This is a genomic window from Rhizobium ruizarguesonis, assembly GCF_012349115.1.
Lineage (GTDB): Bacteria > Pseudomonadota > Alphaproteobacteria > Rhizobiales > Rhizobiaceae > Rhizobium > Rhizobium ruizarguesonis.
Genome location: NZ_PQIG01000106.1, coordinates 23,563 through 45,148 on the forward strand (window position 1 = coordinate 23,563; position 21,586 = coordinate 45,148).

Below are 21,586 nucleotides of genomic sequence, written 5' to 3' on the forward strand. Positions count from 1 at the left end.
CATGGCGGAAAACGCAGCACTCCTCGCCCGCCGAGAGCGGCTTCTCGGCCGAAACATGTCCACCTTTTATGACGATCCGGTGCAGCTGGTGCGTGGGGAAGGTGTCTGGCTGTGGGACGCGGACGGCCGGAAATATCTCGATTGCTACAACAATGTGCCACATGTCGGCCATTGCCACCCACGCGTCGTCGACGCGATCACCCGGCAAGCGTCGACACTGAACACCCACACGCGCTACCTGCACGAGGGCATCCTCGACTATGTCGAGCGGCTGACGTCGACGTTCGACAAGAGCCTCAATACTGCGATCATGACCTGCACCGGCAGCGAAGCCAACGACATCGCGTTGCGCATGGCGCAGGCGGTCACGGGAAAGACCGGGGTTATCGCGACCAACCATACCTACCACGGCAATACAGCGGCCGTGTCGCAGCTCTCTACCCGCATGCCCCCGGTCGGCGGTTTCGGCGGTCATGTCCGCCATGTGCCGGCGCCCGACAGCTATCGGCCGCTGGGTGGTATGCCCGGCGAAGCCTTTGCCGAGGCTTTCGCCGCTGAGGTGGAAAATGCGATCGCCTCGCTACAGAGCAGCCCGCACGGCTTTTCGGCGCTCATCATCTGCCCATTCTTTGCCAACGAGGGATTTCCCGACCTGCCGCCGGGCTTTCTCGACCAGGCAATCGCTGCCGTGCGCAAGGCGGGAGGACTTGTCATATCCGACGAGGTGCAGCCGGGTTTCGGGCGCACTGGCGGCCATATGTGGGGCCACCAGCGCGCAGGCTTCGTGCCCGACGTGGTGACGCTCGGCAAGCCGATGGCCAACGGCCATCCGGTCGGCGGCGTCGTCGCCAATGCCGACACGCTGAACGCATTCCGCAAGGCCTTTCGCTATTTCAATACCTTTGGCGGCAATCCGGTTTCCTGTGCTGCGGCCTTGGCGGTTCTCGATGTGATCGAAGATGAAGGGCTGATGGAAAACGCCCGTGCCGTCGGCGCCTACGCGCAAGACGGCCTCAAACACCTGTCCGAAAAACATGACGTCATCGGCAACGTGCGTGGCAGCGGCCTGTTCTTCGGGGCGGAGCTGGTTCTCGACCGTGAGAAAAAGACCCCGGCGCCGGACATCGCCACAAAGGTCATCAATGACATGCGCGCGCGCGGCGTTCTGATGGGCAAAATCGGGGTGCATCAATGCGCGACCAAGATCCGGCCACCCATGCCATTTTCGAAGGAGAATGCCGATTTGATGCTTTCCACGCTCGATGACGTTCTGTCCGGATTGTGACGGTGGCCATGTCGGAACATGAAACCACCTCTTTCATGGAGGCGCTGAGTGCGCGCGCACGCGAAGCCCTTGCCAGCTGGGAGCTCGGCGTCCAGATACCCCAGCTCCTGAAATACCGGGAGAATGCGGTATTCCGGGTGACGCTCAGGAGCGGCGAGCCTGCAGCCCTGCGGCTGCACCGGCCCGGCTATCACAATAAAAGTGCATTGGTTTCGGAACTCTCCTGGATGGCAGCTTTACGCGAGGCGGGCCTGCGCGTTCCGGCACCTGTTTCCACGTTGGACGGACGCCAAATCGTTGCGCTTGCGGCAAATCCTGTGTTCGGTGACCAATACGCCGACATCGTCAGTTGGATGACCGGCAGCCCGCTCGGCCAATCGGGTGTTCTTCTTGCGCATTCCAGGGAGCGCCTCGTCGTTATTTTCCGCTCGCTGGGTGAAGCGATAGCCCGGATGCACACAGCCACCGATGCCTGGAGACCACCGGCCGACTTCCGCCGCCCGGCATGGGACGGCGATGGTTTGCTTGGCGGGCAGCCGCTTTGGGGTCGATTCTGGGATTGTGCAGGATTATCGCCGGATCAGGTGATGCGATTGTCGGATCTCAGGCTCTTGCTGCGAGAGAAAACCGATGCACTCCGCCATCTCGACTATGGTCTCATCCATGCCGATCTCGTTCGGGAAAACGTCCTCATAGACGGCGATCATGTCGAATTGATCGACTTTGACGATGGTGGCTACGGCTGGCGGATGTTCGACATCGCCACAGCCTTGTTCAAGAATCGCGGCGAGCCGCACTACGAACTCATCAAGGCAGCGTTGATCGAGGGATATCGCGGCGTACGGTCGCTACCGGACAGCGCCCTTGAAACCCTGCCGCTCTTCATGGTTCTGCGCAGCATCACTTATATCGGCTGGATCGGTGAGCGAATTGGCGCGCCGGATGCGGCAGAGCGGCTTCAGCCCTATGTAGCCGATGCTCTGGCGTTGGCAGACGCCCTCCAAACCGGCACCAGCAGATAGGAGCGGAGGCCGTGCTATTTGTTCAGCGTCGCCAGTTCGTCGAGCATGTCGAGCAAGGTATCGATGCGCTCGCGGCCGAACCGCTGCTCAAGCGCAGTATAAATCGTCCGGCTGTCGGGACTGACCTCGTTGATGATCTTCAGTCCCGCGGCCGTGATCTGCAACAGTATCCGGCGGCCGTCTTCAGCATCCTTGCTCTTGGTGATGAAGCCGCGCTCCTCGAGAGACCGAATGATCCGCGTCAGGCTCGGAGCAAGGATAAAGGCCCGTTCCGACATCTCCGATGCATCCAGTGTTCCGGCTTCCGCCAGAATGCGAATAACGCGCCATTGCTGTTCCGTCACATCATGCAGCGCCAGCATGGGCCGGAAGTGCCCCATCACCGCTTCACGCGCCCGAAGCAACGCAATCGGCAGCGAGCGGCGTGTATCGCGGGGCAGCAAGGCATCCTGCATTATGCCGTTATCGTCAGGGGATTGTTTGGTCATAAGGGTTCTATGGATCAATTTCTTGAACCGCGCAACGTGGCCGGCAGCCACGATGCCCTTGACAGAGCCGACAAAATATTTAACATGTTAAATATACTGAGGTCGTGGCGCGGGGAGGAACGATGCCGCATTTCACCATGGATTATTCGGCGAATCTCGACGGAAAAGTGGACTTCGGCGCGCTGTGCCGTGTCGTCCACGCCGAGATTCTCGGCACGGGCCTGTTCGAGACCGGTGCCGTGCGGGTGCGCGCCATCCGTTGCGAAGCCTATGCGATTGCCGATCTGCTTGATGAAAATGCCTTCATCGATATGTCCTTTCGCATCGGCGAAGGTCGTAGCCAGGAGGATAAGCGGCGCACCGGCGAAGCGATCTTTACCGCCGTCACGAAACACCTCCGCAAGCTGTTCGAGACGCCGCACTTCGCCCTCACCCTCGAAATCCGCGAAATCGACCCGGCGCTGAGCTGGAAGAAAAACGCCATCCACCCGCGCCTGCGCAAGACAAACGGTTAGCGCCGCAGCGAGTGATCGCAAGCAGGACACATCGGAGAAAAGCATGTCGACACTTGAAGAAAACATCGCAAAGGCCGAAGCCTATTTGGCCCGCTTTCGCAAAGACGGCGTATTGAACCATATCGCTGGCGAGGCAATGCCAGCAGCCGATGGCACCACGTTCGACATCATCTCTCCGGTCGACCTGAAGGTTTTGGCAAAGGTGGCACACGGCAAGGCGGCGGATGTGGACCGGGCGGCACAAGCCGCAAAAGCCGCCTTTCCTGCCTGGGCCGCGATGTCGGGCGACGTGCGCAAGAAACTTCTCCATAAGATCGCCGATGCGATCGTAGCGCGTTCCGAAGAGATCGCGTTCGTCGAATGCATGGACACCGGTCAATCGCTGAAATTTATGGCGAAGGCAGCCCTTCGCGGAGCAGAGAACTTCCGCTTCTTCGCCGATCGCGCCGTGGAAGCCCGTGACGGCAAAACGCTGCGTGCGGATGGTCAAGTCAACATCACTACTCGCGCACCGATCGGCCCGGTCGGCGTCATTACGCCATGGAATACGCCTTTCATGCTGTCGACATGGAAGATTGCACCGGCGCTCGCTGCCGGCTGCACGATCGTACACAAGCCGGCGGAATTCTCGCCGCTGACTGCGCGGCTGCTGGTCGAAATCGCCGAAGAGGCTGGTCTGCCGAAGGGGGTCTGGAATCTCGTCAACGGGCTCGGCGAGGACGCAGGCAAGGCGCTGACCGAGCATCCTGCCATCAGAGCAATCGCCTTCGTCGGCGAAAGCCGCACCGGCTCGATGATCATGAAACAGGGCGCCGACACGCTGAAGCGGGTACATTTCGAACTCGGCGGCAAGAACCCCGTCATCGTTTTTGCCGATGCCGACCTTGAGCGCGCCGCCGATGCTGCCGTCTTCATGATCTATTCGCTGAATGGCGAGCGCTGCACCTCATCCTCCCGCTTGCTGGTGGAGGAAAGCATCTACGACCGCTTCACGGCGATGGTCGCCGAGAAAGCCAAGCGCATCAAGGTCGGCCACCCCCTTGATCCAGAAACTGTGGTCGGCCCGCTGATCCACCCCGTGCACGAAAAGAAGGTGCTGGACTATATCGAGATCGGCAAAGCCGGCGGCGCGACGGTTGCCGCTGGCGGCACGAAATTCGAAGGGCCGGGTGGCGGATGCTACGTATCCCCCACCCTCTTCACCAGCGCCAACAACCAAATGCGCATTGCGCAGGAAGAAATCTTCGGACCTGTTCTGACCGCGATCCCCTTTAAGGACGAGGACGATGCACTGGCGCTTGCCAACGACGTGCAATATGGCCTCACCGGCTACCTCTGGACTTCGGACGTCACCCGCGCCTTCCGCTTCACCGATGCCCTGGAAGCCGGGATGATCTGGGTGAACTCGGAAAACGTCCGCCATCTGCCGACCCCTTTCGGCGGCGTCAAGAATTCCGGCATCGGCCGTGACGGCGGCGATTGGTCCTTCGATTTCTACATGGAGACCAAGAACGTAGCTTTCGCCACCAAGGCGCATGCGATCCAGAAACTCGGCGGCTGAGTGCACCGGACACCCTATTGAATTTGGAGGAGAACCCCATGCCCCTGCCCACACCCAATCTTTATCCGGCCTTCAACATCGTGCGCCTCAGCCATGTCGAGCTTGCCGTGACCGACCTTGCGAAATCGCGCGCCTTCTACGTCGACACGCTCGGCTTGCAGGTGACCGACGAGACGGCAGACACGATCTATCTGCGTGCGCTCGAAGAACGAGGGCATCACTGCATCGTCCTGAAAAAAGAAGCCGCCGCCGAAGCACGCGATCTCGGCTTCAAAGTCTTCTCCGACGAGGACCTCGATAAGGCCGAGCATTTCTTCAAGGGCAACGGCCTGCCGGTCGAATGGATCGAGCGGCCCTACCAGTCGCGTACCTTCCGTACCCGCGATCCGCATGGCATTCCGCTGGAATTCTATTCGAAAATGGACCGCCTGCCGCCGATCCACCAGAAATATGCCCTCTACAGAGGCGTAAAGCCGCTCCGTATCGATCACTTCAACTGCTTCTCACCGAATGTCGACGAAAGCGTTGCCTTCTACAATGAGATCGGCTTCCGCGTGACGGAATACACTGCCGACGAGGAAACCGGGAAGCTCTGGGCGGCATGGACGCATCGCAAGGGTGGCGTCCATGACATCGCGTTTACCAACGGTCGCGGTCCGCGTTTGCATCACACCGCGTTCTGGGTTCCGACGCCGCTCAACATCATCGACCTGCTCGATCTGATGGCGACCACCGGTTGGCTGCCCAATATCGAGCGCGGCCCCGGCCGTCACGGTATTTCGAATGCCTTCTTCCTCTATATCCGCGATCCGGATGGCCACCGCATCGAGATCTATTGCTCGGATTATCAGACGGTCGATCCCGATCTCGAGCCGATCAAATGGGATCTCAAGGATCCGCAGCGCCAGACGCTTTGGGGGGCTCCGGCGCCGAAATCCTGGTTCGAGGAAGGCAGCACCTTTGCCGGTACCGAGGTGCGTGATTCCGTGCTGAAGGCCCAGCCGATCGTCGCGCCCTGAATTTCCCCAGCTGGGCGGGCGCGAAAGCGTCCGCCGTTTTTTTAATGCTTGGTGAGGAGCCAGCCATGAAATTGCAAGATCCTTCCTTGTTCCGCCAAGCCGCTCTTGTCGGCGATAATTGGATCGAGGCCGATCCGAACAACGCGATAGAGGTGAACAACCCGGCGACTGGCGAGATCATCGGCCGGGTGCCGAAGCTGGGCGCCGCCGAGACCAGGACGGCCATTGAGGCTGCCCGCGTGGCCCAGAAGGGCTGGGTTGGGCGCACTGCCAAGGAACGCTGCGCGATCCTGCGCAAATGGTACGAGCTGATGATCGAAAACAAGGACGATCTTGGCCGTATTCTGACCCTGGAACAGGGCAAACCGCTGGCGGAGGCGACCGGTGAAATCGTCTATGGTGCGAGCTTCATCGAATGGTTTGCCGAGGAAGGCCGCCGCATCTACGGCGACCTGATCCCCGGCCACCAGCCCGACAAGCGCATCATGGTGATGAAGCAGCCGATCGGCGTCGTCGCGGCAATCACGCCGTGGAACTTCCCCAATGCGATGATCACCCGCAAGGCCGGTCCCGCCTTTGCCGCCGGCTGCGCCATGGTGCTGAAGCCTGCCTCGCAGACGCCGTTCTCGGCGATCGCGATTGCGATCCTGGCAGAACGCGCCGGCCTGCCGAAGGGCCTCTTCAGCGTCATCACCGGCTCGGCCGCGGCCATCGGCGCCGAGATGACCTCGAACCCGGTGGTGCGCAAGCTGACCTTTACCGGTTCGACCGAAATCGGCACCGAGCTCTACAAGCAGAGCGCCCCGACCATTAAGAAACTCGGCCTCGAGCTTGGCGGCAATGCGCCGTTTATTGTCTTTGACGATGCCGACCTCGATGCTGCGGTCGAAGGCGCGCTGATTGCCAAATACCGCAACAACGGCCAGACCTGCGTTTGCGCCAACCGCATCTATGTCCAGGACAGCGTCTATGATGCCTTCGCCGCGAAGCTGGCGGCGGCCGTCGGCAAGCTGAAAACCGGCAACGGCTTTGACGAAGGCGTCATCCTCGGACCGCTGATCGACAAGGCCGCCCTAGCCAAGGTCGAGGAGCATATCGACAGACGCGGTGGGCAAGGGCGCGCGCGTCGTGCAAGGCGGCAAACGGCATGCGCTGGGCGGCACCTTCTTCGAGGCGACCATCTTGGGCGAGGTCACCAAGGACATGGCGGTGGCGCGCGAGGAAACCTTCGGGCCGTTAGCGCCGCTGTTCCGTTTCAAGGACGAAGCCGACGTCATCGAGCAGGCAAACGACACCGAGTTCGGCCTCGCCTCTTACTTCTACGCCAAGGATCTCGCCCGGGTATTTCGTGTGGCCGAGGCGCTGGAATACGGCATGGTCGGCGTCAATACCGGCCTGATCTCGACAGCCGAAGCGCCGTTTGGCGGCGTCAAACTGTCGGGTCTCGGCCGTGAGGGCTCGAAATATGGCATCGAGGAATTCACCGAGATCAAATATGTCTGCCTCGGCGGCATCGGCTGAACTGAATAGGAAGAAAAACCATGTCCCACCCGAAGTTTGTCAGCTTTACCCGCAACGGCCACAGTGGATACGGCGTTCTTGCCGGAGATGGAATCATTGACCTTTCCGCCCGCCATGGCACGAAGTGGCCAACGCTACGCGAGGTGATTGCCGACGGCGTGCTGCTGAAGCTCGCTGAGGAAGCGGCGGGCTTGGAGCCCGATTTCCCGGTGTCGGACATCCGCTACGAAATCCCTGTTCCCGCCCCGGAGAAGATCATCTGCGTCGGCGTGAACTTCCCCGACCGCAACGAGGAATATAAGGATGGGCAGGCAGCGCCTTCCAATCCCTCCCTGTTCACTCGCTTTCCGCGCTCCTTCACCGGCCACGATCAGCCGCTGATCCGACCGCCGGAAAGCCCGCAGCTCGACTACGAAGGTGAAATCGTCATCATCATCGGCAAGACCGGCCGGCGCATTCCCGAGGCTGAGGCACTATCCCACATCGCGGCGCTGTCTCTGTGCAATGAGGGCACGATCCGCGACTGGGTCCGCCACGCCAAGTTCAACGTCACCCAGGGCAAGAACTTCGACCGCACCGGCTCGATCGGCCCCTGGCTGATCCCGTTCACGCACGAGGCGCAGATCGCCGACATCAGGCTCGAAACCCGCGTCAACGGAGACGTCCGCCAGAGCGACCGCACCAGCCGGATGATCTTTTCCTTTCGCAAGATCATCAACTACATCTCGACCTTCACTACGCTGGTTCCCGGCGATGTGATCGTCACCGGCACGCCAACCGGTGCCGGTGCCCGCTTCGATCCGCCGATCTGGCTGAAGCCGGGCGATGTCGTCGAGGTCGAGGCCGATGGTATCGGCATCTTGCGCAACACGATCACAGACGAGGTTTGACCATGTTGACACCCGATGAGATCCGCCAAGCGGCCGAAAGGCTTGACATCGCAGAGCGGACACGCGTCCAGACCGGTCTTTTGTCGCTGCAGTACCCCGGCATGACGATGGGCGACGCCTATGCTGTGCAGTCGGCCTGGGTCAAGAAGAAGGTCGCTTCCGGTCGCAAGGTGATCGGCTGGAAGATTGGCCTTACCTCCAAGGCGATGCAGTATGCGCTGAATATCGACATTCCCGATTCCGGCGTCCTGTTCGACGACATGATATTCGAGGACGGCGAGACGGTTCCGCAGGATCGTTTTATCCAGCCACGCATCGAGGCGGAAATCGCCTTCATCATGAAGGCGCCGTTGAAGGGCCCAAACGCCACGGTCTTCGACGTGCTCAATGCCACCGACTATGTGACGCCGGCGCTGGAAATTCTCGATACGCGGATCCTGCGTGTCGATCCGGAAACGAAGAAGGCCCGGACCATCGTCGACACGATTTCCGACAATGCGGCCAATGCCGGCATCGTGCTCGGCGGACGCATGATGCGACCCGACACTGTCGACATGCGCTGGATGGGCGCAATTGTTAGTCGCAACTCCGAGGTCGAGGAAACCGGTCTGGGTGCCGGAGTTCTCAACCAGCCGGCGCGCGGCATTGCCTGGCTTGCAAATCGGCTGGCTGATTATGGCGACGGCATCGAGGCGGGCCAGATCGTCCTTGCCGGCTCCTTCATTCGCCCGGTCGAAGCACGTCGCGGCGATACGATCGTTGCCGATTTCGGACCCTACGGCACCGTTAGCAGCTATTTCGCATAGGAGCGATGCCCATGCCGGCGCCAAAAAACACATTCAAGGCGGCCTTGATGGAGAAGCGTCCGCAGATCGGCCTCTGGCTGGCGCTCGCCAACCCCTATGCGGCCGAGGTCTGCGCAGGCGCGGGCTATGACTGGTTGCTGATCGATGGCGAGCATGCGCCGAACGATATCCCTCTGATGATGGCGCAGTTGCAAGCGCTCCGGGGTTCGCCGAGCCATCCGATCATGCGGGCACCGATCGGCGAGGCCTGGATCTTGAAGCAGATCCTCGATATCGGCGCGCAGACGGTGCTGGTGCCGATGATCGAGAGCGGCGACCAGGCAAGAGCCATGGTGCGCGCGGTGCGCTATCCGCCGCACGGCGTGCGAGGCGTCGGGGCAGCGCTTGCCCGAGCTTCGGCATTCAATCGTATTCCCGACTACCTGCAGACCGCCAATGACGAGGTCTGCCTGCTGCTGCAGATCGAAAGCCGCGCCGGGCTGGCCGCACTCGATGACATCGCCACCACCGACGGCGTCGATGGTGTTTTCATCGGACCGGCCGATCTTGCCGCCGACATGGGCCATCTCGGCAGGCCTGGCGATGCCGAGGTGCAGCAGGCGGTGGAAGCGGCGCTGATCCGTATCCAGTCGCACGGCAAGGCCGCCGGTATCCTGACCGCTGACCAGTCGCTTGCCAACCGCTATGTGGAACTTGGCGCCACCTTCGTCGCCATCGGCAACGATGTCGGCCTCCTGGCAAACGGTGCTTCACGCCAGCTTTCCGATTTTCGGAGTGCTGGAGCGACCACCGCCGGAAGTTTTGACACGGCAAAGGTTTACTAACGCGCGTCGCAATCTATCAGATTCGCTGCCGGCGCTTTAAGTCTTTGGTTGTCCCCATGTCGTGATCGCCGCGCAGTTTTGCGGCACATGCTTAAGACGCCGCTACTCTCCGGATAAGCCCCTGAAGCGCGGCGAGCTGTTCTGCGATCAGCCGCCGTGTCGTGTCGTCAGTAAGCTCGCCCTGCGGCGAGATCTTGCTGGCTGCATCTGCGATCATGATCTCCGGCTTGTTCAGCACCAGTGCATCGAGATAAAGCAGCACCTGTCTCAGATGGTATTGCGCCCGCGCACCGCCGAGCATGCCGACCGAAGCCGTCTGGATAGCGACCGGCTTGCCCGAGAACGGCGGCGGAGACAGCCGTGACAGCCAATCGAGCGCATTCTTCAAAACGCCGGGGATCGAGTAATTGTATTCCGGTGTGACGAACACAACGGCATCCGAAGACCGGATGATCTCGGCCCAGTCAAGTACGATGGCGGGGCAGCCCTGAGACTGAATATCCGCATTGTAGTGAGGAATACTTTCCATGCCGTCCAGCGGGTGGAAAGAGATCCCGGTTGGCGCAAGCGTCGAAAATTCCCGCGCGATCGCCGCATTGAACGATCCTTGGCGAAGACTTCCGCAGATTACCGCGATGCTGATTGTATCGGTCATTTTCCCTCGTTTTCATTCATTTGTCAGCGATGACATTGCCTGTTTCGCGCCTCTTGCGCGAACGATGATGTTCGTATAAAGAACATATATGTTCAATTAACGGATAATGTAAAGGAGGATCATCGAATGGAGGTTCGCGTTGTCAGGCTCGGTCATGTTGGCCTCACAGTCAGGGATATCGATCGCACGATCGATTTCTATTCGACGTATCTGGGTATGCGTCTGACGGAAAAGTTCGAATATCCGGAAGAGAAGATCGGCCATGGCGTGGCCGTCGCCGCGGGAGCCTTCCTGCGCTGTGACGTCACTCATCATGAAATGTCGATCTTCCGGATGCGCCGCGACATTCTCGCCGCCGATGCACCGGATGCGCCGCGCTATGGTTTCGGACTGCACCATATCGCGTTTGAGCTGAATACGCCGGAAGACCTGAAAGGGCTCTTCAAGAAGATGCGGGACGGGGGCGTCGAGATCGTCAACAGCCGCAAAGGCGGACCCGGCAACCAGCCGCGCTTCTATGCCCGCGACCCCGACGGCAATCTGCTGGAATTCTACTGGGGCATCGACAAGATCGGCTGGGAAGGCGCATCGCGCGCATACGACCCGATCGAGGAAATCGACCTCCTCAACTTCGATTTCGAAGCCTATGTCGACCGGCGCGAACGTGATGCAGCCGAGGCACGCAAGGGCATTCGCTCCGGTCTCAACACCTGACAACTGAACAGAAGGGCCTCAACGCGATGATGCGCATCTTCAATCGGTCAGTTGAGGCCTTTCATGATCTCCGCGGCCGCCTCGAGGAGCGGCTTTTGCACCGACAAAAGCAAATGGGCACGCGTACTTGGCACAAGAACGCCAAGGCTTGCTTCGCAGCGCCCGTTCTTTTCGAGAAGGGGCGCGGCGATCCCGTGAACGCCCATCTGCAGCTCGTCATGAGAAATGGAGCAGCCATCGGCCTTCGTCGTTTCGATCCGTGCAAGGGCCGCAACCGGGTCGTCGGTTTTCTTCAGGATACGAGTGATCGCTTTTTCGCCCTGGAACGCCAGGATAGACCAGCCGCTGGCTCCTTTGTAGAGCGGGTGGCGCGAACCGGGACTGTGTTCGACGCGCACCAGATGCCGCTGGCCGACGGCCTGGTCGATGACGACGGCCTCCCAATTGTCCAGCCCGTGCAGAACGACAGTCTCGCCTATTTCCGCCGCCAGTCTCTGCATGACGGGTTTGGCGACGCTGCGCAGATCCGTGCCGGTCTGTCGTGCAAGACTGAAGACGGCAGGCCCGACGATATAGCCCTCGTCGCTTCGGCGGACATAAGCGCGTTGCGCCAGCGTCACGAGCAGACGATGGGCCACCGTGCGGTTGATGTCGCACATTCGCGCCACGTCGGACGCGCTGACGGGCCCCTGCCCCGCCACCGTTTCGAGAACGGTCAGCATCTGGTCTCCCGTCGATGAGATTTCCGCCAATTTCAACTCCTGTGAAGGTCGAGCCGCCCGTTCCGCTGCGTAGGTCATACCGGTTTCTGGCCGGAAATGATCAGAAGACTACTACTTCGACACCGTTTTTGTAGCAAGCGGATCATTGACGAGTATCGCACAATATGATCTAAATACGAACATAAATGTTCAAATAACGGAACAAAAAAATGAAACTCGTCAGTTACGATGAAAATGGCACCCCACGCTTTGGCGCCCTCTGTGGCGATCGTGTGATCGACCTTGCCGGCGCCAGTGAACTTTACGCCGCAGACGACGAGACGATCGAAATCATCCCTTCACGCATCGAGACGTTCTTCGAGGAGCCGGATGTTTTCTCTGAATCGGCGCGTGCAGTCATCGCTCGTTTCGAAGCGGACCACATTGCGAACGATGCGATCTCGAAGCTGCGTTCGGACGTGAAGTTGCTGCCGCCGATCGGCCGCCCGCCCAAGATCATCTGCGTAGCGCGCAATTACGCTGAGCACGCCAAGGAAGCCGGCCTCGAAATCTCACCGATTCCGATCATCTTCGCGCGCTTCGCCAACACCTTTGTCGCTGACGGCGGCCCGGTCATCGTGCCGTCTGTCTCCACCCATCTCGATTGGGAAGGCGAGCTGGCCATCATCATCGGCAAAAATACCAATGGTCGCCGCCTGAAAAAGGAAGAGGCCATGGACTACGTCTTCGGCTACTCCATCTTCAACGACGTGACCGTGCGCGACTATCAGTTCCGGGTTACCCAATACACGGCGGGCAAGAACTTCCGCGCCTCCGGACCTTTCGGTCCGGTGATCGTCACGGCCGACGAGATTGCAGATCCGCACAAGCTTGACATCCGCACGACGCTGAACGGCGAAGTGATGCAATTCGCCAACACCGAAACGATGATCTACGACATTCCGACGATCCTCGAGCACATTTCCGACTTCATCGATCTGGAAGCGGGCGATGTGATCCCGACGGGGACGCCGGCCGGTGTCGGCTTCAAGCGCAAGCCACCGATCTTTCTGAAACATGGAGACCGGATCACCGTTGAAATCCCCGGTATCGGCACGCTGTCGAACCCCGTTATCGATGAAGGAACTGCGTAATGGGACAGGACGTCTTCGAACGTGGCCTCGATATTCGCAAGGCGGTGCTGGGCGCGGCCTATGTCGAGAAATCGCTAGACGCGGCCGATGATTTCAACCGTGACTTCCAGAATCTCGTCACGGAGTATTGCTGGGGCGCCGGCTGGGGGCGCACCGCGCTCAGTCTGCGCGACAAAAGCCTGCTGAACCTGGTCATGCTCGGCGCGCTCAACCGGAGCACGGAGTTCAAGCTGCACCTGAAAGGTGCGCTGACGAACGGCTGCAGCCGGGACGAAATCAAGGACACGCTTATCCAACTCGCCATCTATGCCGGCATACCGGCCGGTGTGGAGGCATTTCGCCTGGCCCGTGAAGTCTTCGCCGAGATCGAGGCCGCCGAATGATCATCTGACGCCAGGCACCGGATGGCAGACCGAACAGACCACTAACCCCCAAGAGGGCACCGCCTATGAAAATGCGTGAAGCCAGAGTTCAGCGGGAAGGCCGGCTGTCCGCATGGATTGCCGCGAGCCGGAGGTCGCGCTGATGGCCATTGCAACGGCGAGCCCGATCGTCCGCTTCAGCGGTGTCTCCAAGAACTATGGAATCTACCAGGCCATCGACGGGATCGATCTCGATATTGTGCCGGGCGAGTTCATCACGTTTCTAGGCCCGTCGGGATCGGGCAAGACCACGACGCTGATGATGCTGGCCGGGTTCGAAACGCCGAGCGAAGGCACAATCGAGATGGATGGACGCCGCATCGAGAGGCTGCCGGCACACAAACGCAACATTGGTGTTGTCTTTCAAAATTACGCGCTCTTTCCGCATATGTCGGTGCGCGACAATCTGGCTTTTCCGCTCAGCGTGCGCCGGGTGGAGGCCGCAGACATTCGAAGCCGGGTGGATGCTGCGCTGGCCATGGTGCATCTGGAAGGGTTGGGCGACCGCAAGCCGGTGCAGCTGTCCGGCGGACAGCAACAGCGCGTGGCGCTTGCTCGCGCCATCATCTTCAAGCCGCGCCTGATCGTTCTCGACGAACCGCTCGGCGCGCTCGACAAAAATCTGCGCGAGCACTTGCAGGCGGAACTGAAGGCGCTCCACCGCGACCTCGGCACGACCATGGTGTTCGTCACCCACGATCAATCCGAGGCCCTGACGCTCTCCGACCGGGTCGCCGTATTCAACAAGGGACGGATCGAGCAGATAGACACCCCGGAAGCTCTCTATGAACGGCCTGCGACACCTTTCGTCGCCTCCTTCATCGGCGAGAACAACATGCTGCCGGGCCGTATTGAAGCCAAGGACGGCGATGAGGTTGCGATCCGTTTCGCAGGCGGAGGCCTGTTGCGGGCTCGGTGCCAGACTTCGTGCAGGTCCGGCGACGAAATCATCCTCAGCATCCGACCGGAAAACATTCGCCGTGCGTCAGCCGATGCCGGCCAGCACGTCTCCGCCGCTGTCATCGACATCGTCTATCTCGGTGACCAGAGGCGCATCCTCGTCGAGGCCGACGGCATCGGCCGGCTGGTCTTCAAGACGAGTGCTGGCGGCGAAAAGCCGATCGCGCAAGGAGAGCGGATCGACATCGAACTCTCGGCCGGCGCCTGCCGGGTCCTGCCGAAGGAATAGGCATGGCGACAACCGGTCACCGGTGCCGTGCGATCTCAAGTGTGAAAACGAACCTAAAAACAAGGGGAATGCCAACATGAAACAAATAGTCCATCTGGCCGCACTGGCGGCCGCACTTGCCTTACCTGGGATGGCCGCTGCGCGTGACCTTACCATTGTGTCCTGGGGTGGGATCTTTCAAGACGCGCAGCGTGACGTGTTCTTCACGCCGTTCAAGACGGAAACCAAGGCGCCGCTTTCAGAAGACAGCTGGGATGGTGGCGTCGGCGTATTGCGCTCCAAGGCCCAGGCTGGCGACAGCAACACCTGGGATCTTGTCGAGGTAGAGGCGGAAGAGCTGACGATAGGCTGCGAGGAGGGCCTGTTCGAGGTCCTCGATCCCGCAAAGTTCGGTGGCGCGGAGAAATACCTTCCGGGCACGGCATCGGAGTGCGGTGTTCCGGCCAACATCTTCAGCATCGCGGTTGCCTATGACGGCGAAAAGTTCGCCAATGGTCCGAAAAGTTGGGCCGACTTCTGGGATGTGAAGAAATTTCCGGGCAAGCGCGCGCTGCGCAGCGGTCCGAAGATGAATCTCGAATTCGCGCTGATGGCCGATGGCGTTGCTGCAAACAAGGTCTATGAAACGCTGGCAACGCCTGAGGGCGTCGATCGCGCCTTCGCCAAACTCGACGCGCTGAAGCCTAATATCGTCTGGTGGACCTCTGGAAATCAGCCGATGCAACTGCTGGGCTCGGGCGAAGTGTCCATGACCACTTCCTACAATGGCCGCATTCCCGCAGCCAACGCTGCAGACAAGCGCAACTTCAAGATCATGTGGCCAGGCGCGATGCTGAACGTCGACAGCTGGGTCATCATGAAAGGCTCGCCCAATGCCGACAGCGCCTACAAGCTGATCGAATTCATGGCCAAGCCCGCCGTGCAGGCCAATTGGCCGGCCAAGCTGAACTACGGTGTCGGTGTTACCGAGGCACAGAAGCTGGTGCCTGCAGAACTCGCAGCAAACCTACCGACGGCACCGGAAAATCTGGCAGCCTCCATCACGCTCGATGCCGGCTTCTGGGTCAACCATATCGACCAGTTGACCGAGCGCTTCTCCGCCTGGGCAGCGAAGTAAACGCGAGGCCCCCTGGCACGTCCAGAGCCCGGGGGCTTTCCATACGGCAAAGAGGCTCCTTGTCCCGGAGCTGCCTTCCGGCCATTCCCTTGCAACAGAAGCAGCCGATGCCATGAGCGAGACGACGACTACCGGGTTTTCCATCAAGGCTGCGGGCCTCTTCCTCGTCCTGCCGCTTGTTCTGTTTTTGCTGGCAGTGTTCTTCGTGCCGCTGGCAGGAATGTTACGGCTGTCGATAGAGGATAGGGACCTGTCCAGCGTCATGCCTTTGACGGCGGAGGCGATAAAGCGATGGGATGGAACCGGCCTGCCGGCACCGGCTGTCTACGACGCGGTTGCATTGGATTTGATGGCTGCCAAGAAGACACGCACCGCAGGGGTCGCAGCAAGACGGCTCAACTACGATACTCCCTCGCTGCGCACCGTTATCACCGCGACAGTGCGCAGCCTGCCGGAAACAGCCGGCACCGGAACCGACTGGGCGGCGGAACTGCCCGTCATCGACCCGGCTTGGGGCAGGCCCGAGATTTGGCAGGCAATCGCCCGGGCACGAGGACCATGGAGTGATTTCTATCTGCTCTCTGCCTTCGACCTGCGCCGTGACCCCGCCGGCCGCCTCCACGCGGCGCGGGATGAAGGCGGCCTCTATGTCGATGTCTTGATCCGCACCTTCACCATTGCCTTCACCGTCACGGTCATCTGCATCGTCCTTGCCCTGCCGGCCGCTTTTCTGTTGATGTCGACCGGTGCCGGCGTATCCAGCCTGCTGATGATCGTCCTGCTGCTGCCCCTGTGGACCTCCGTTCTGGTGCGCTCTGCCGCCTGGATGGTGATCCTGCAGAAGAATGGGCTCATCAATACGCTGCTCATCAACATCGGCCTGATCGGACAGCCGCTGGAACTGATCTACAATCGGACGGGCGTGCTGATCGCGCTGACCCATATTCTCCTGCCCTATGCAGTTCTGCCGATCCTCGGCGCGATGCGCAACGTTCCCAGAAACCAGACGCTGGCGGCGAACTCGCTTGGCGCCGGCCCGCTCAGAACCTTCTTCTCCGTCTACCTGCCTCAAATCCTGCCGGGCATTTCCGCTGGTGGACTTCTCGTCTTCATTCTTTCACTCGGCTACTACATCACCCCCCTGCTTCTCGGCGGTGCGGGCGATCAGTTGCTGCCCTACTACATCGCGTTCAACACCACCCAGACCGTCAACTGGGGCCTTGCTGCCGCGCTTGGCTCCGTACTGCTGGCTGCGACTTTCCTGCTCTACGCGGCCTATATCCGGCTGGTCGGCGTCCAGCGCATCGGATTGGGATAGGAGCCCGTCATGACCGACAGCACATATTGGTGGAAACTAGCGGGCAGGACATTTGGCTTCATCGTCTTGCTTTTCCTGATCGCACCGATCATTGCGATCATCCCGCTTTCCTTCAACACGTCGAGCATTCTCGCCTATCCGCTGGAGGGCTTCTCGTTCAAATGGTACGCTAAGTTCTTCGCCGACCCGCGCTGGTGGATCGCCATCAAAAACAGCCTGATTGTCGGGACCGCGACCGTCTGCATCGCCACGCCACTCGGCACGTTGGCAGGGCTCGGGCTGTCCATCTCCAGCTTTCGCGGTAAGTCCTTCCTCATCGCGAGCTTCATGTCGCCGATGATCGTTCCGACGGTGATCACCGCCGTCGGCATCTATTTCCTCTTCTCGCGGCTTGGCCTCGCCAACAGCCTGACTGGACTGGTGCTCGCCCATACAGCCCTTGCCGTGCCCTTCGTGGTGATCACCGTCAGCGCCTCGCTGAGCCAGCTTGACCGAGTGTTGTTGCGGGCATCCGCCAGCCTTGGCGCCGGCGGGCTGACGACCTTCCGGCGCGTGACCATGCCATTGATCATGCCCGGTATCGTTTCGGGCGCAATCTTTGCCTTCACCACATCCTTTGACGAGGTGGTGGTAGCAATCCTGCTCACCGGCCCCGACCAACGCACCCTGCCGCGCGAACTGCTAAGCGGCACGCGCGAGAACCTCGACCCGACGGTCATGGCCGTGGCAACACTCTTGATTACGCTGTCGGTCATCCTGCTTCTGGTTTTCACCGCCCTTCAGCAGCGTGGCAACAGGCTGATCGACAAGGACAAATAGGTGATCTGACAGAGCCCCGTTCAAGCATTTACCTCATCCCCAGTTCCAGTCGCGAGGGGAGTCGATTGGGCCTCCCCAGCATCGGCGAGAACGGGTTTGCTCGTTCACTATTTTTGAACAGTTTGCCGCCTTGTGTTTCGGATTTGATCACGAATTTGTGTTGCCTCGCCACAGATAGTACACTTGTTAAATAAAATGGGCGCTTATAGCGTGCCGACCGATAATCTTGATCCGGCTTCGGGGAAATACAACCATGATGAAGCAGCTTCTGTTGACGACTGTCGGCGTGCCGTTTTTTCTCGGCATGGCCGTTGCGTTGGCCTCGATGGTGTTTCCAGCCAGGCGCGGGTTCATCATCGCCCTGCTGATCCCGCTGGCTGCTGTTGTCATCCACTTGATGCTCGAAGGTATGCCGGTGCTTCCTCCCGTTTCCGCAAAGCAGAAGCTCCCGATAATTCTGCTCTTCGGCGCCGGCATCTTTGCGATCCCGGCACTTGTGCGCAGGCCGCTTCCGGTGGCGGTCAGCACGATGCTGGTTGGCGTCGCGCTCGCCCTGTCAGGCTGGTTGCTGGGCAAGAACGTGCTCGTTGCCAATTCCACCAAATCCATCGTCGTTCTCGCCGTGTTTGTGGTCACGACCGCCGCGATCGGCCCAGCGATCGCAAAGCCGGCCGGTGCTCGCCGCGGGGAGCCATCGGCGTTGGCGACTGCGTTGCTTAGCGTTTCCATCGCGGCTGCGCTTTCGGCCGCGTTAGGCGCGTTCGTCGGCATGGCCCAAATCGATGGTGCGCTTGCGGCGCTCACCGGCGGCTGGCTGCTGGTCAACTATATCAGCTATTTCAGGGGCGACGACCATGCGCTCGCACTGCGCGGTTTCGAGGGGCTTGCCTTTGCCGCCGTGATCTCGGTGCATTTGATTATGACAGCACTCTTTGCGCCGAAGGCGGCGCCCGCCGCAATCATATTCGCGGTTCTCCCCCTTGTCGTCGCCGCTTTCATTCTTCTCGGAGGCATCGCTTTCCATCGCCTTCCGCGGTTCCTTCGACCCATTGCTGCCGGCATTGCCACCGCGGTTCCGGCCACCATCGCCATCACCATCGCCGCCGTCCTCTTTCAGGGATGAACATTCGACCCAGGACGGGCCGGCCCAATCAAAGGAGAGTACCAATGAAATTCGCAGCTCTAGTCGCGGCCCTGACCGGCGCGCTTTTTGCGGGATCTGCTTTTGCAGCAGATACTTATGATGTTGACCCGACTCACGCTTGGGTCTCGTTCAAGATCAATCATGCCGGCTGGTCGAATGCCCACGGGATCTTCAAGACCGTTGGGGGCACGATCTCCTTCGACAAGGAAGACATTGCGAAAAGCTCGATCTCGCTGAAGCTCGATGCCAACAGCATCGACACGAACTTCGATCAGCGTGATTCCGACCTGAAGAGCCCCGATTTCCTCAATGTCGAGGAATTTCCCGATGTCACCTTCACCAGCACGAAGATCGAAAAGACCGGTGACAAGACCGCCATGGTCACCGGCGACCTGTCGCTTGCCGGCGCCGTCAAGCCGGTCACCCTGGATGTCGTATGGAATGCCGAGTCTCCGCTTCCCTGGGATGCCAAGACCGTCAAGACCGGTTTCTCCGCCACAGGCAAGTTCAACGGCCTGGATTTCGGCTTGAAGAAACTTACGGATTTCGGCCTCGGTCCGGACCTTGCGCTCGACATCGATATCGAAGCCATCAAGAAGTAACGAAATTCTTCTTGGATTTTACCGAAAGCCGCTGGGATGCGCATCCCGGCGGCCTGCTTCGTCCCGCGAAGGTCGCCGCATTCATGGAAATGACGGCGCTCCTTCGCAGCCCCCTCTCCAGGCCAGACACCGTGCAAGGCAGCAAGAACATCAGCAAGGACATGTAATGAAACTGACCCGAAGAACCGTATTGGCATTCACCACAGCAGCAACGCTGGCGGGCAGCGCTGCTGTTTCACAGGCGGCAAATTCCAAGGCGACAGAGACACGAGGTCTTGATGACCTCTATAAGGCAGCCCTGAAGGAAGGTGGCCGCGTGATCGTCTATGCGGGCGGCGACACGCCCGGCCAGCAGGACGGCATAAAGAAGGCCTTTGAAACACGCTTTCCGGGCGTCACACTGGACGTGGTCGTAGACTACAGCAAGTTCCACGAGGCCCGCATCGACAACCAGGTCGCGACCGGCAAGCACGTTGCCGACGTCATCCAGATCCAGACCCTGCAGAACTTCCCTCGCTGGAAGGCGGAAGGCATTTTGATGCCCTACAAGCCCATCGGCTGGGACAAGGTCTATGCAAAATTCCGCGATCCGGATGGCGCCTATACGGGCGTGTTTGTTGATGCGTTTTCGAATGTGGTCAATTCGAAGCTCATGCCGGATGAAAAAACCTGGCCACGCGAAGCCAAGGATTACCTCCGCCCTGAATTCAAGGGCAAGCTGGTTCTGACCTATCCCACCGACGATGACGCCGTGCTCTTCTGGTTCAAGCAGGTCGTCGACAAATACGGCTGGGATTATGTCGAGGCGCTAGCGAAGCAGGAGCCGATTTATGTGCGTGGCACGCAGGCTCCGGCAGACATGGTGGAAAGCGGCGCTGCAACCGCGACCTTCTCCACCGACGGCGGTCTGGTGCCATTCGACGGCACGGTCTCCCGTTTTGTGCTGCCCAAGGAAGATCCTTTTGTCGCATGGCCACAGCAAGCCGCAATCCTGAAGGGCGCTCCGCATCCCGAGGCAGCCAAGCTTTATCTCAGCTGGCTGCTGGACAAGGACACCCAGAAAAACGTCTGGTACATGTGGTCAGTGCGCACGGATGTGGCCCCGCCGGCGGGCTACAAGCGGATCTGGGAATATAGCAACGGCGATCCGACCGCCTTTGGTCGTTTCCTTTCAGACCGGGGAGCCGTGGAGCGCTTCCGCGCGCAGATCGGTCTCTATCTCGGTGAATCCAAGGGCGAACCCTCTCCCGGCCACCCTGGCCTCTACCCGGAAAAAGCCCTTCCGCACTGAACGGCTATATCGCCATCAGGAGACAAACCTCCGACCCTCCGCTGAGCGCCTTGAAACGCATCTGAACCGACGACCCGCAATCCCGATCGTGTGGGATAATCCTAATTTATGGAACTTTAAGGCGATGAAGCCTGCCGACAGACATTGCTCAATCGCCTTTGTTATGCGCCGCCACCTGTCCAATTCTGCCGGTTGGCGATCAGATCGTCGACGACTGCCGGATCGGCAAGCGTCGAGGTGTCGCCGAGCGCCCCGAAATCGTCCTCGGCGATCTTGCGCAGGATGCGGCGCATGATCTTGCCGGAGCGGGTCTTCGGCAGGCCGGGTGCGAACTGGATCTTGTCGGGCGCGGCGATCGGCCCGATTTCGGTACGAACATGTTTCACCAGATCCTGGCGAAGCGCGTCCGAGCCCTCGTGGCCGGCCATCAACGTCACATAGCAATAAATGCCATGGCCCTTGATCGGATGCGGGTAACCGACGACCGCGGCTTCCGAGACCAGATTGTGCGAGACGAGAGCGGATTCCA

23 protein-coding genes and 1 pseudogene are annotated in these 21,586 nt (G+C 60.2%); 20 read left to right on the forward strand and 4 right to left on the reverse strand.

Translation table 11 applies throughout. From position 1 onward, the window contains the following. Window position 1: 1 nt before the first annotated feature. Window positions 2-1,285, forward strand: a complete 1,284-nt coding sequence (locus C3Y91_RS28700; protein ID WP_024323644.1) for an aspartate aminotransferase family protein — start codon at window positions 2-4, stop codon at window positions 1,283-1,285. An 8-nt stretch (window positions 1,286-1,293) separates the two neighbouring features. Continuing rightward, window positions 1,294-2,307: a phosphotransferase enzyme family protein gene (locus C3Y91_RS28705; protein ID WP_024323645.1), complete on the forward strand. Its 1,014-nt coding sequence runs from the start codon at window positions 1,294-1,296 to the stop codon at window positions 2,305-2,307. Between the two features lie 14 nt (window positions 2,308-2,321). Here C3Y91_RS28705 and hpaR read toward each other — a convergent pair whose 3' ends face one another. Continuing rightward, window positions 2,322-2,795: a homoprotocatechuate degradation operon regulator HpaR gene (gene hpaR, locus C3Y91_RS28710; protein WP_024323646.1), complete on the reverse strand. Its 474-nt coding sequence runs from the start codon at window positions 2,793-2,795 to the stop codon at window positions 2,322-2,324. Window positions 2,796-2,917: 122 nt separating this feature from the next. On the opposite strand from hpaR, the gene C3Y91_RS28715 reads away from it, so the two are divergent. The 7 genes and pseudogenes from C3Y91_RS28715 (at window position 2,918) to hpaI (ending at window position 9,931) form a co-directional block, all read left to right on the forward strand. Beyond that, window positions 2,918-3,310, forward strand: coding sequence for a 5-carboxymethyl-2-hydroxymuconate Delta-isomerase (locus tag C3Y91_RS28715; protein ID WP_024323647.1), 393 nt, complete (start codon window positions 2,918-2,920; stop codon window positions 3,308-3,310). A 43-nt stretch (window positions 3,311-3,353) separates the two neighbouring features. Next, window positions 3,354-4,871 carry a 5-carboxymethyl-2-hydroxymuconate semialdehyde dehydrogenase gene (gene hpaE, locus C3Y91_RS28720; RefSeq protein WP_130656139.1) on the forward strand — a complete coding sequence of 506 codons (1,518 nt, stop codon included), beginning with the start codon at window positions 3,354-3,356 and terminating at the stop codon, window positions 4,869-4,871. A gap of 38 nt (window positions 4,872-4,909) precedes the next feature. Beyond that, on the forward strand, window positions 4,910-5,890 hold the full coding sequence (hpaD, locus tag C3Y91_RS28725; RefSeq protein ID WP_130656140.1) for a 3,4-dihydroxyphenylacetate 2,3-dioxygenase: 981 nt from the start codon (window positions 4,910-4,912) through the stop codon (window positions 5,888-5,890). Between the two features lie 65 nt (window positions 5,891-5,955). Next, window positions 5,956-7,411 (forward strand): annotated as a pseudogene (gabD, locus tag C3Y91_RS28730) (NADP-dependent succinate-semialdehyde dehydrogenase). A gap of 20 nt (window positions 7,412-7,431) precedes the next feature. After that, complete coding sequence (locus tag C3Y91_RS28735) at window positions 7,432-8,301, forward strand: fumarylacetoacetate hydrolase family protein (protein WP_130665046.1); 870 nt, start codon at window positions 7,432-7,434, stop codon at window positions 8,299-8,301. Between the two features lie 2 nt (window positions 8,302-8,303). Further along, on the forward strand, window positions 8,304-9,107 hold the full coding sequence (hpaH, locus tag C3Y91_RS28740) for a 2-oxo-hept-4-ene-1,7-dioate hydratase (protein ID WP_168576099.1): 804 nt from the start codon (window positions 8,304-8,306) through the stop codon (window positions 9,105-9,107). 11 nt (window positions 9,108-9,118) lie between these two features. Then, complete coding sequence (gene hpaI, locus C3Y91_RS28745; protein ID WP_130656143.1) at window positions 9,119-9,931, forward strand: 4-hydroxy-2-oxoheptanedioate aldolase; 813 nt, start codon at window positions 9,119-9,121, stop codon at window positions 9,929-9,931. 91 nt (window positions 9,932-10,022) lie between these two features. Here the strand turns inward: hpaI and C3Y91_RS28750 are convergent, their stop codons facing one another. After that, entirely contained in the window at window positions 10,023-10,586 is a 564-nt protein-coding gene (locus C3Y91_RS28750) for an NADPH-dependent FMN reductase (protein ID WP_130665047.1), read from the reverse strand. Window positions 10,587-10,712: 126 nt separating this feature from the next. On the opposite strand from C3Y91_RS28750, the gene C3Y91_RS28755 reads away from it, so the two are divergent. Next, window positions 10,713-11,300, forward strand: a complete 588-nt coding sequence (locus C3Y91_RS28755) for a VOC family protein (RefSeq protein ID WP_003577030.1) — start codon at window positions 10,713-10,715, stop codon at window positions 11,298-11,300. A 47-nt stretch (window positions 11,301-11,347) separates the two neighbouring features. Here C3Y91_RS28755 and C3Y91_RS28760 read toward each other — a convergent pair whose 3' ends face one another. Beyond that, window positions 11,348-12,052: an IclR family transcriptional regulator gene (locus C3Y91_RS28760; protein ID WP_020397622.1), complete on the reverse strand. Its 705-nt coding sequence runs from the start codon at window positions 12,050-12,052 to the stop codon at window positions 11,348-11,350. A 179-nt stretch (window positions 12,053-12,231) separates the two neighbouring features. On the opposite strand from C3Y91_RS28760, the gene C3Y91_RS28765 reads away from it, so the two are divergent. The 10 genes from C3Y91_RS28765 (at window position 12,232) to C3Y91_RS28810 (ending at window position 21,057) form a co-directional block, all read left to right on the forward strand. Then, the gene (locus C3Y91_RS28765; protein WP_024323655.1) at window positions 12,232-13,155 is read left to right on the forward strand and encodes a fumarylacetoacetate hydrolase family protein; all 924 of its coding nucleotides are present in this window, start codon (window positions 12,232-12,234) and stop codon (window positions 13,153-13,155) included. Further along, window positions 13,155-13,538, forward strand: coding sequence for a carboxymuconolactone decarboxylase family protein (locus C3Y91_RS28770; protein ID WP_003577023.1), 384 nt, complete (start codon window positions 13,155-13,157; stop codon window positions 13,536-13,538). The genes C3Y91_RS28765 and C3Y91_RS28770 overlap by 1 nt, the downstream gene beginning before the upstream one ends. Before the next feature lie 112 nt (window positions 13,539-13,650). Continuing rightward, window positions 13,651-14,766: an ABC transporter ATP-binding protein gene (locus tag C3Y91_RS28775; RefSeq protein ID WP_050574289.1), complete on the forward strand. Its 1,116-nt coding sequence runs from the start codon at window positions 13,651-13,653 to the stop codon at window positions 14,764-14,766. 76 nt (window positions 14,767-14,842) lie between these two features. Next, a complete protein-coding gene (locus C3Y91_RS28780; protein ID WP_024323657.1) occupies window positions 14,843-15,883 on the forward strand; it encodes an ABC transporter substrate-binding protein in 1,041 nt (346 codons plus the stop codon). 112 nt (window positions 15,884-15,995) lie between these two features. Beyond that, complete coding sequence (locus tag C3Y91_RS28785; protein WP_024323658.1) at window positions 15,996-17,201, forward strand: ABC transporter permease; 1,206 nt, start codon at window positions 15,996-15,998, stop codon at window positions 17,199-17,201. A 9-nt stretch (window positions 17,202-17,210) separates the two neighbouring features. Then, a complete protein-coding gene (locus C3Y91_RS28790) occupies window positions 17,211-18,020 on the forward strand; it encodes an ABC transporter permease (RefSeq protein ID WP_024323659.1) in 810 nt (269 codons plus the stop codon). 253 nt (window positions 18,021-18,273) lie between these two features. After that, window positions 18,274-19,143, forward strand: coding sequence for a hypothetical protein (locus C3Y91_RS28795; protein WP_024323660.1), 870 nt, complete (start codon window positions 18,274-18,276; stop codon window positions 19,141-19,143). Window positions 19,144-19,187: 44 nt separating this feature from the next. Continuing rightward, window positions 19,188-19,766 (forward strand): YceI family protein, encoded by a 579-nt coding sequence (locus tag C3Y91_RS28800; protein ID WP_018073550.1) that lies wholly within the window; start codon window positions 19,188-19,190, stop codon window positions 19,764-19,766. 11 nt (window positions 19,767-19,777) lie between these two features. Further along, a complete protein-coding gene (locus C3Y91_RS28805; protein ID WP_165417437.1) occupies window positions 19,778-19,933 on the forward strand; it encodes a hypothetical protein in 156 nt (51 codons plus the stop codon). A gap of 149 nt (window positions 19,934-20,082) precedes the next feature. After that, the gene (locus tag C3Y91_RS28810; protein ID WP_245278459.1) at window positions 20,083-21,057 is read left to right on the forward strand and encodes an ABC transporter substrate-binding protein; all 975 of its coding nucleotides are present in this window, start codon (window positions 20,083-20,085) and stop codon (window positions 21,055-21,057) included. Window positions 21,058-21,218: 161 nt separating this feature from the next. Here the strand turns inward: C3Y91_RS28810 and C3Y91_RS28815 are convergent. Next, window positions 21,219-21,586 (reverse strand): AMP-binding enzyme (locus C3Y91_RS28815; protein WP_425523620.1); only part of this gene is annotated, 368 nt, incomplete at its 5' end.

Excerpts from the sequence above, each read along its gene's own strand:
- hpaE (WP_130656139.1), top strand. The coding sequence starts at position 3,354 with ATGTCGACACTTGAAGAAAACATCGCAAAGGCCGAAGCCTATTTGGCC.
- C3Y91_RS28715 (WP_024323647.1), top strand. The coding sequence starts at position 2,918 with ATGCCGCATTTCACCATGGATTATTCGGCGAATCTCGACGGAAAAGTG.
- C3Y91_RS28765 (WP_024323655.1), top strand. The coding sequence starts at position 12,232 with ATGAAACTCGTCAGTTACGATGAAAATGGCACCCCACGCTTTGGCGCC.
- C3Y91_RS28750 (WP_130665047.1), bottom strand. The coding sequence starts at position 10,586 with ATGACCGATACAATCAGCATCGCGGTAATCTGCGGAAGTCTTCGCCAA.
- C3Y91_RS28775 (WP_050574289.1), top strand. The coding sequence starts at position 13,651 with ATGGATTGCCGCGAGCCGGAGGTCGCGCTGATGGCCATTGCAACGGCG.
- C3Y91_RS28755 (WP_003577030.1), top strand. The coding sequence starts at position 10,713 with ATGGAGGTTCGCGTTGTCAGGCTCGGTCATGTTGGCCTCACAGTCAGG.
- hpaI (WP_130656143.1), top strand. The coding sequence starts at position 9,119 with ATGCCGGCGCCAAAAAACACATTCAAGGCGGCCTTGATGGAGAAGCGT.
- C3Y91_RS28785 (WP_024323658.1), top strand. The coding sequence starts at position 15,996 with ATGAGCGAGACGACGACTACCGGGTTTTCCATCAAGGCTGCGGGCCTC.
- hpaD (WP_130656140.1), top strand. The coding sequence starts at position 4,910 with ATGCCCCTGCCCACACCCAATCTTTATCCGGCCTTCAACATCGTGCGC.
- hpaH (WP_168576099.1), top strand. The coding sequence starts at position 8,304 with ATGTTGACACCCGATGAGATCCGCCAAGCGGCCGAAAGGCTTGACATC.
- C3Y91_RS28795 (WP_024323660.1), top strand. The coding sequence starts at position 18,274 with ATGATGAAGCAGCTTCTGTTGACGACTGTCGGCGTGCCGTTTTTTCTC.
- C3Y91_RS28700 (WP_024323644.1), top strand. The coding sequence starts at position 2 with ATGGCGGAAAACGCAGCACTCCTCGCCCGCCGAGAGCGGCTTCTCGGC.
- C3Y91_RS28770 (WP_003577023.1), top strand. The coding sequence starts at position 13,155 with ATGGGACAGGACGTCTTCGAACGTGGCCTCGATATTCGCAAGGCGGTG.
- C3Y91_RS28705 (WP_024323645.1), top strand. The coding sequence starts at position 1,294 with ATGTCGGAACATGAAACCACCTCTTTCATGGAGGCGCTGAGTGCGCGC.
- C3Y91_RS28735 (WP_130665046.1), top strand. The coding sequence starts at position 7,432 with ATGTCCCACCCGAAGTTTGTCAGCTTTACCCGCAACGGCCACAGTGGA.
- C3Y91_RS28790 (WP_024323659.1), top strand. The coding sequence starts at position 17,211 with ATGACCGACAGCACATATTGGTGGAAACTAGCGGGCAGGACATTTGGC.
- hpaR (WP_024323646.1), bottom strand. The coding sequence starts at position 2,795 with ATGACCAAACAATCCCCTGACGATAACGGCATAATGCAGGATGCCTTG.
- C3Y91_RS28780 (WP_024323657.1), top strand. The coding sequence starts at position 14,843 with ATGAAACAAATAGTCCATCTGGCCGCACTGGCGGCCGCACTTGCCTTA.
- C3Y91_RS28800 (WP_018073550.1), top strand. The coding sequence starts at position 19,188 with ATGAAATTCGCAGCTCTAGTCGCGGCCCTGACCGGCGCGCTTTTTGCG.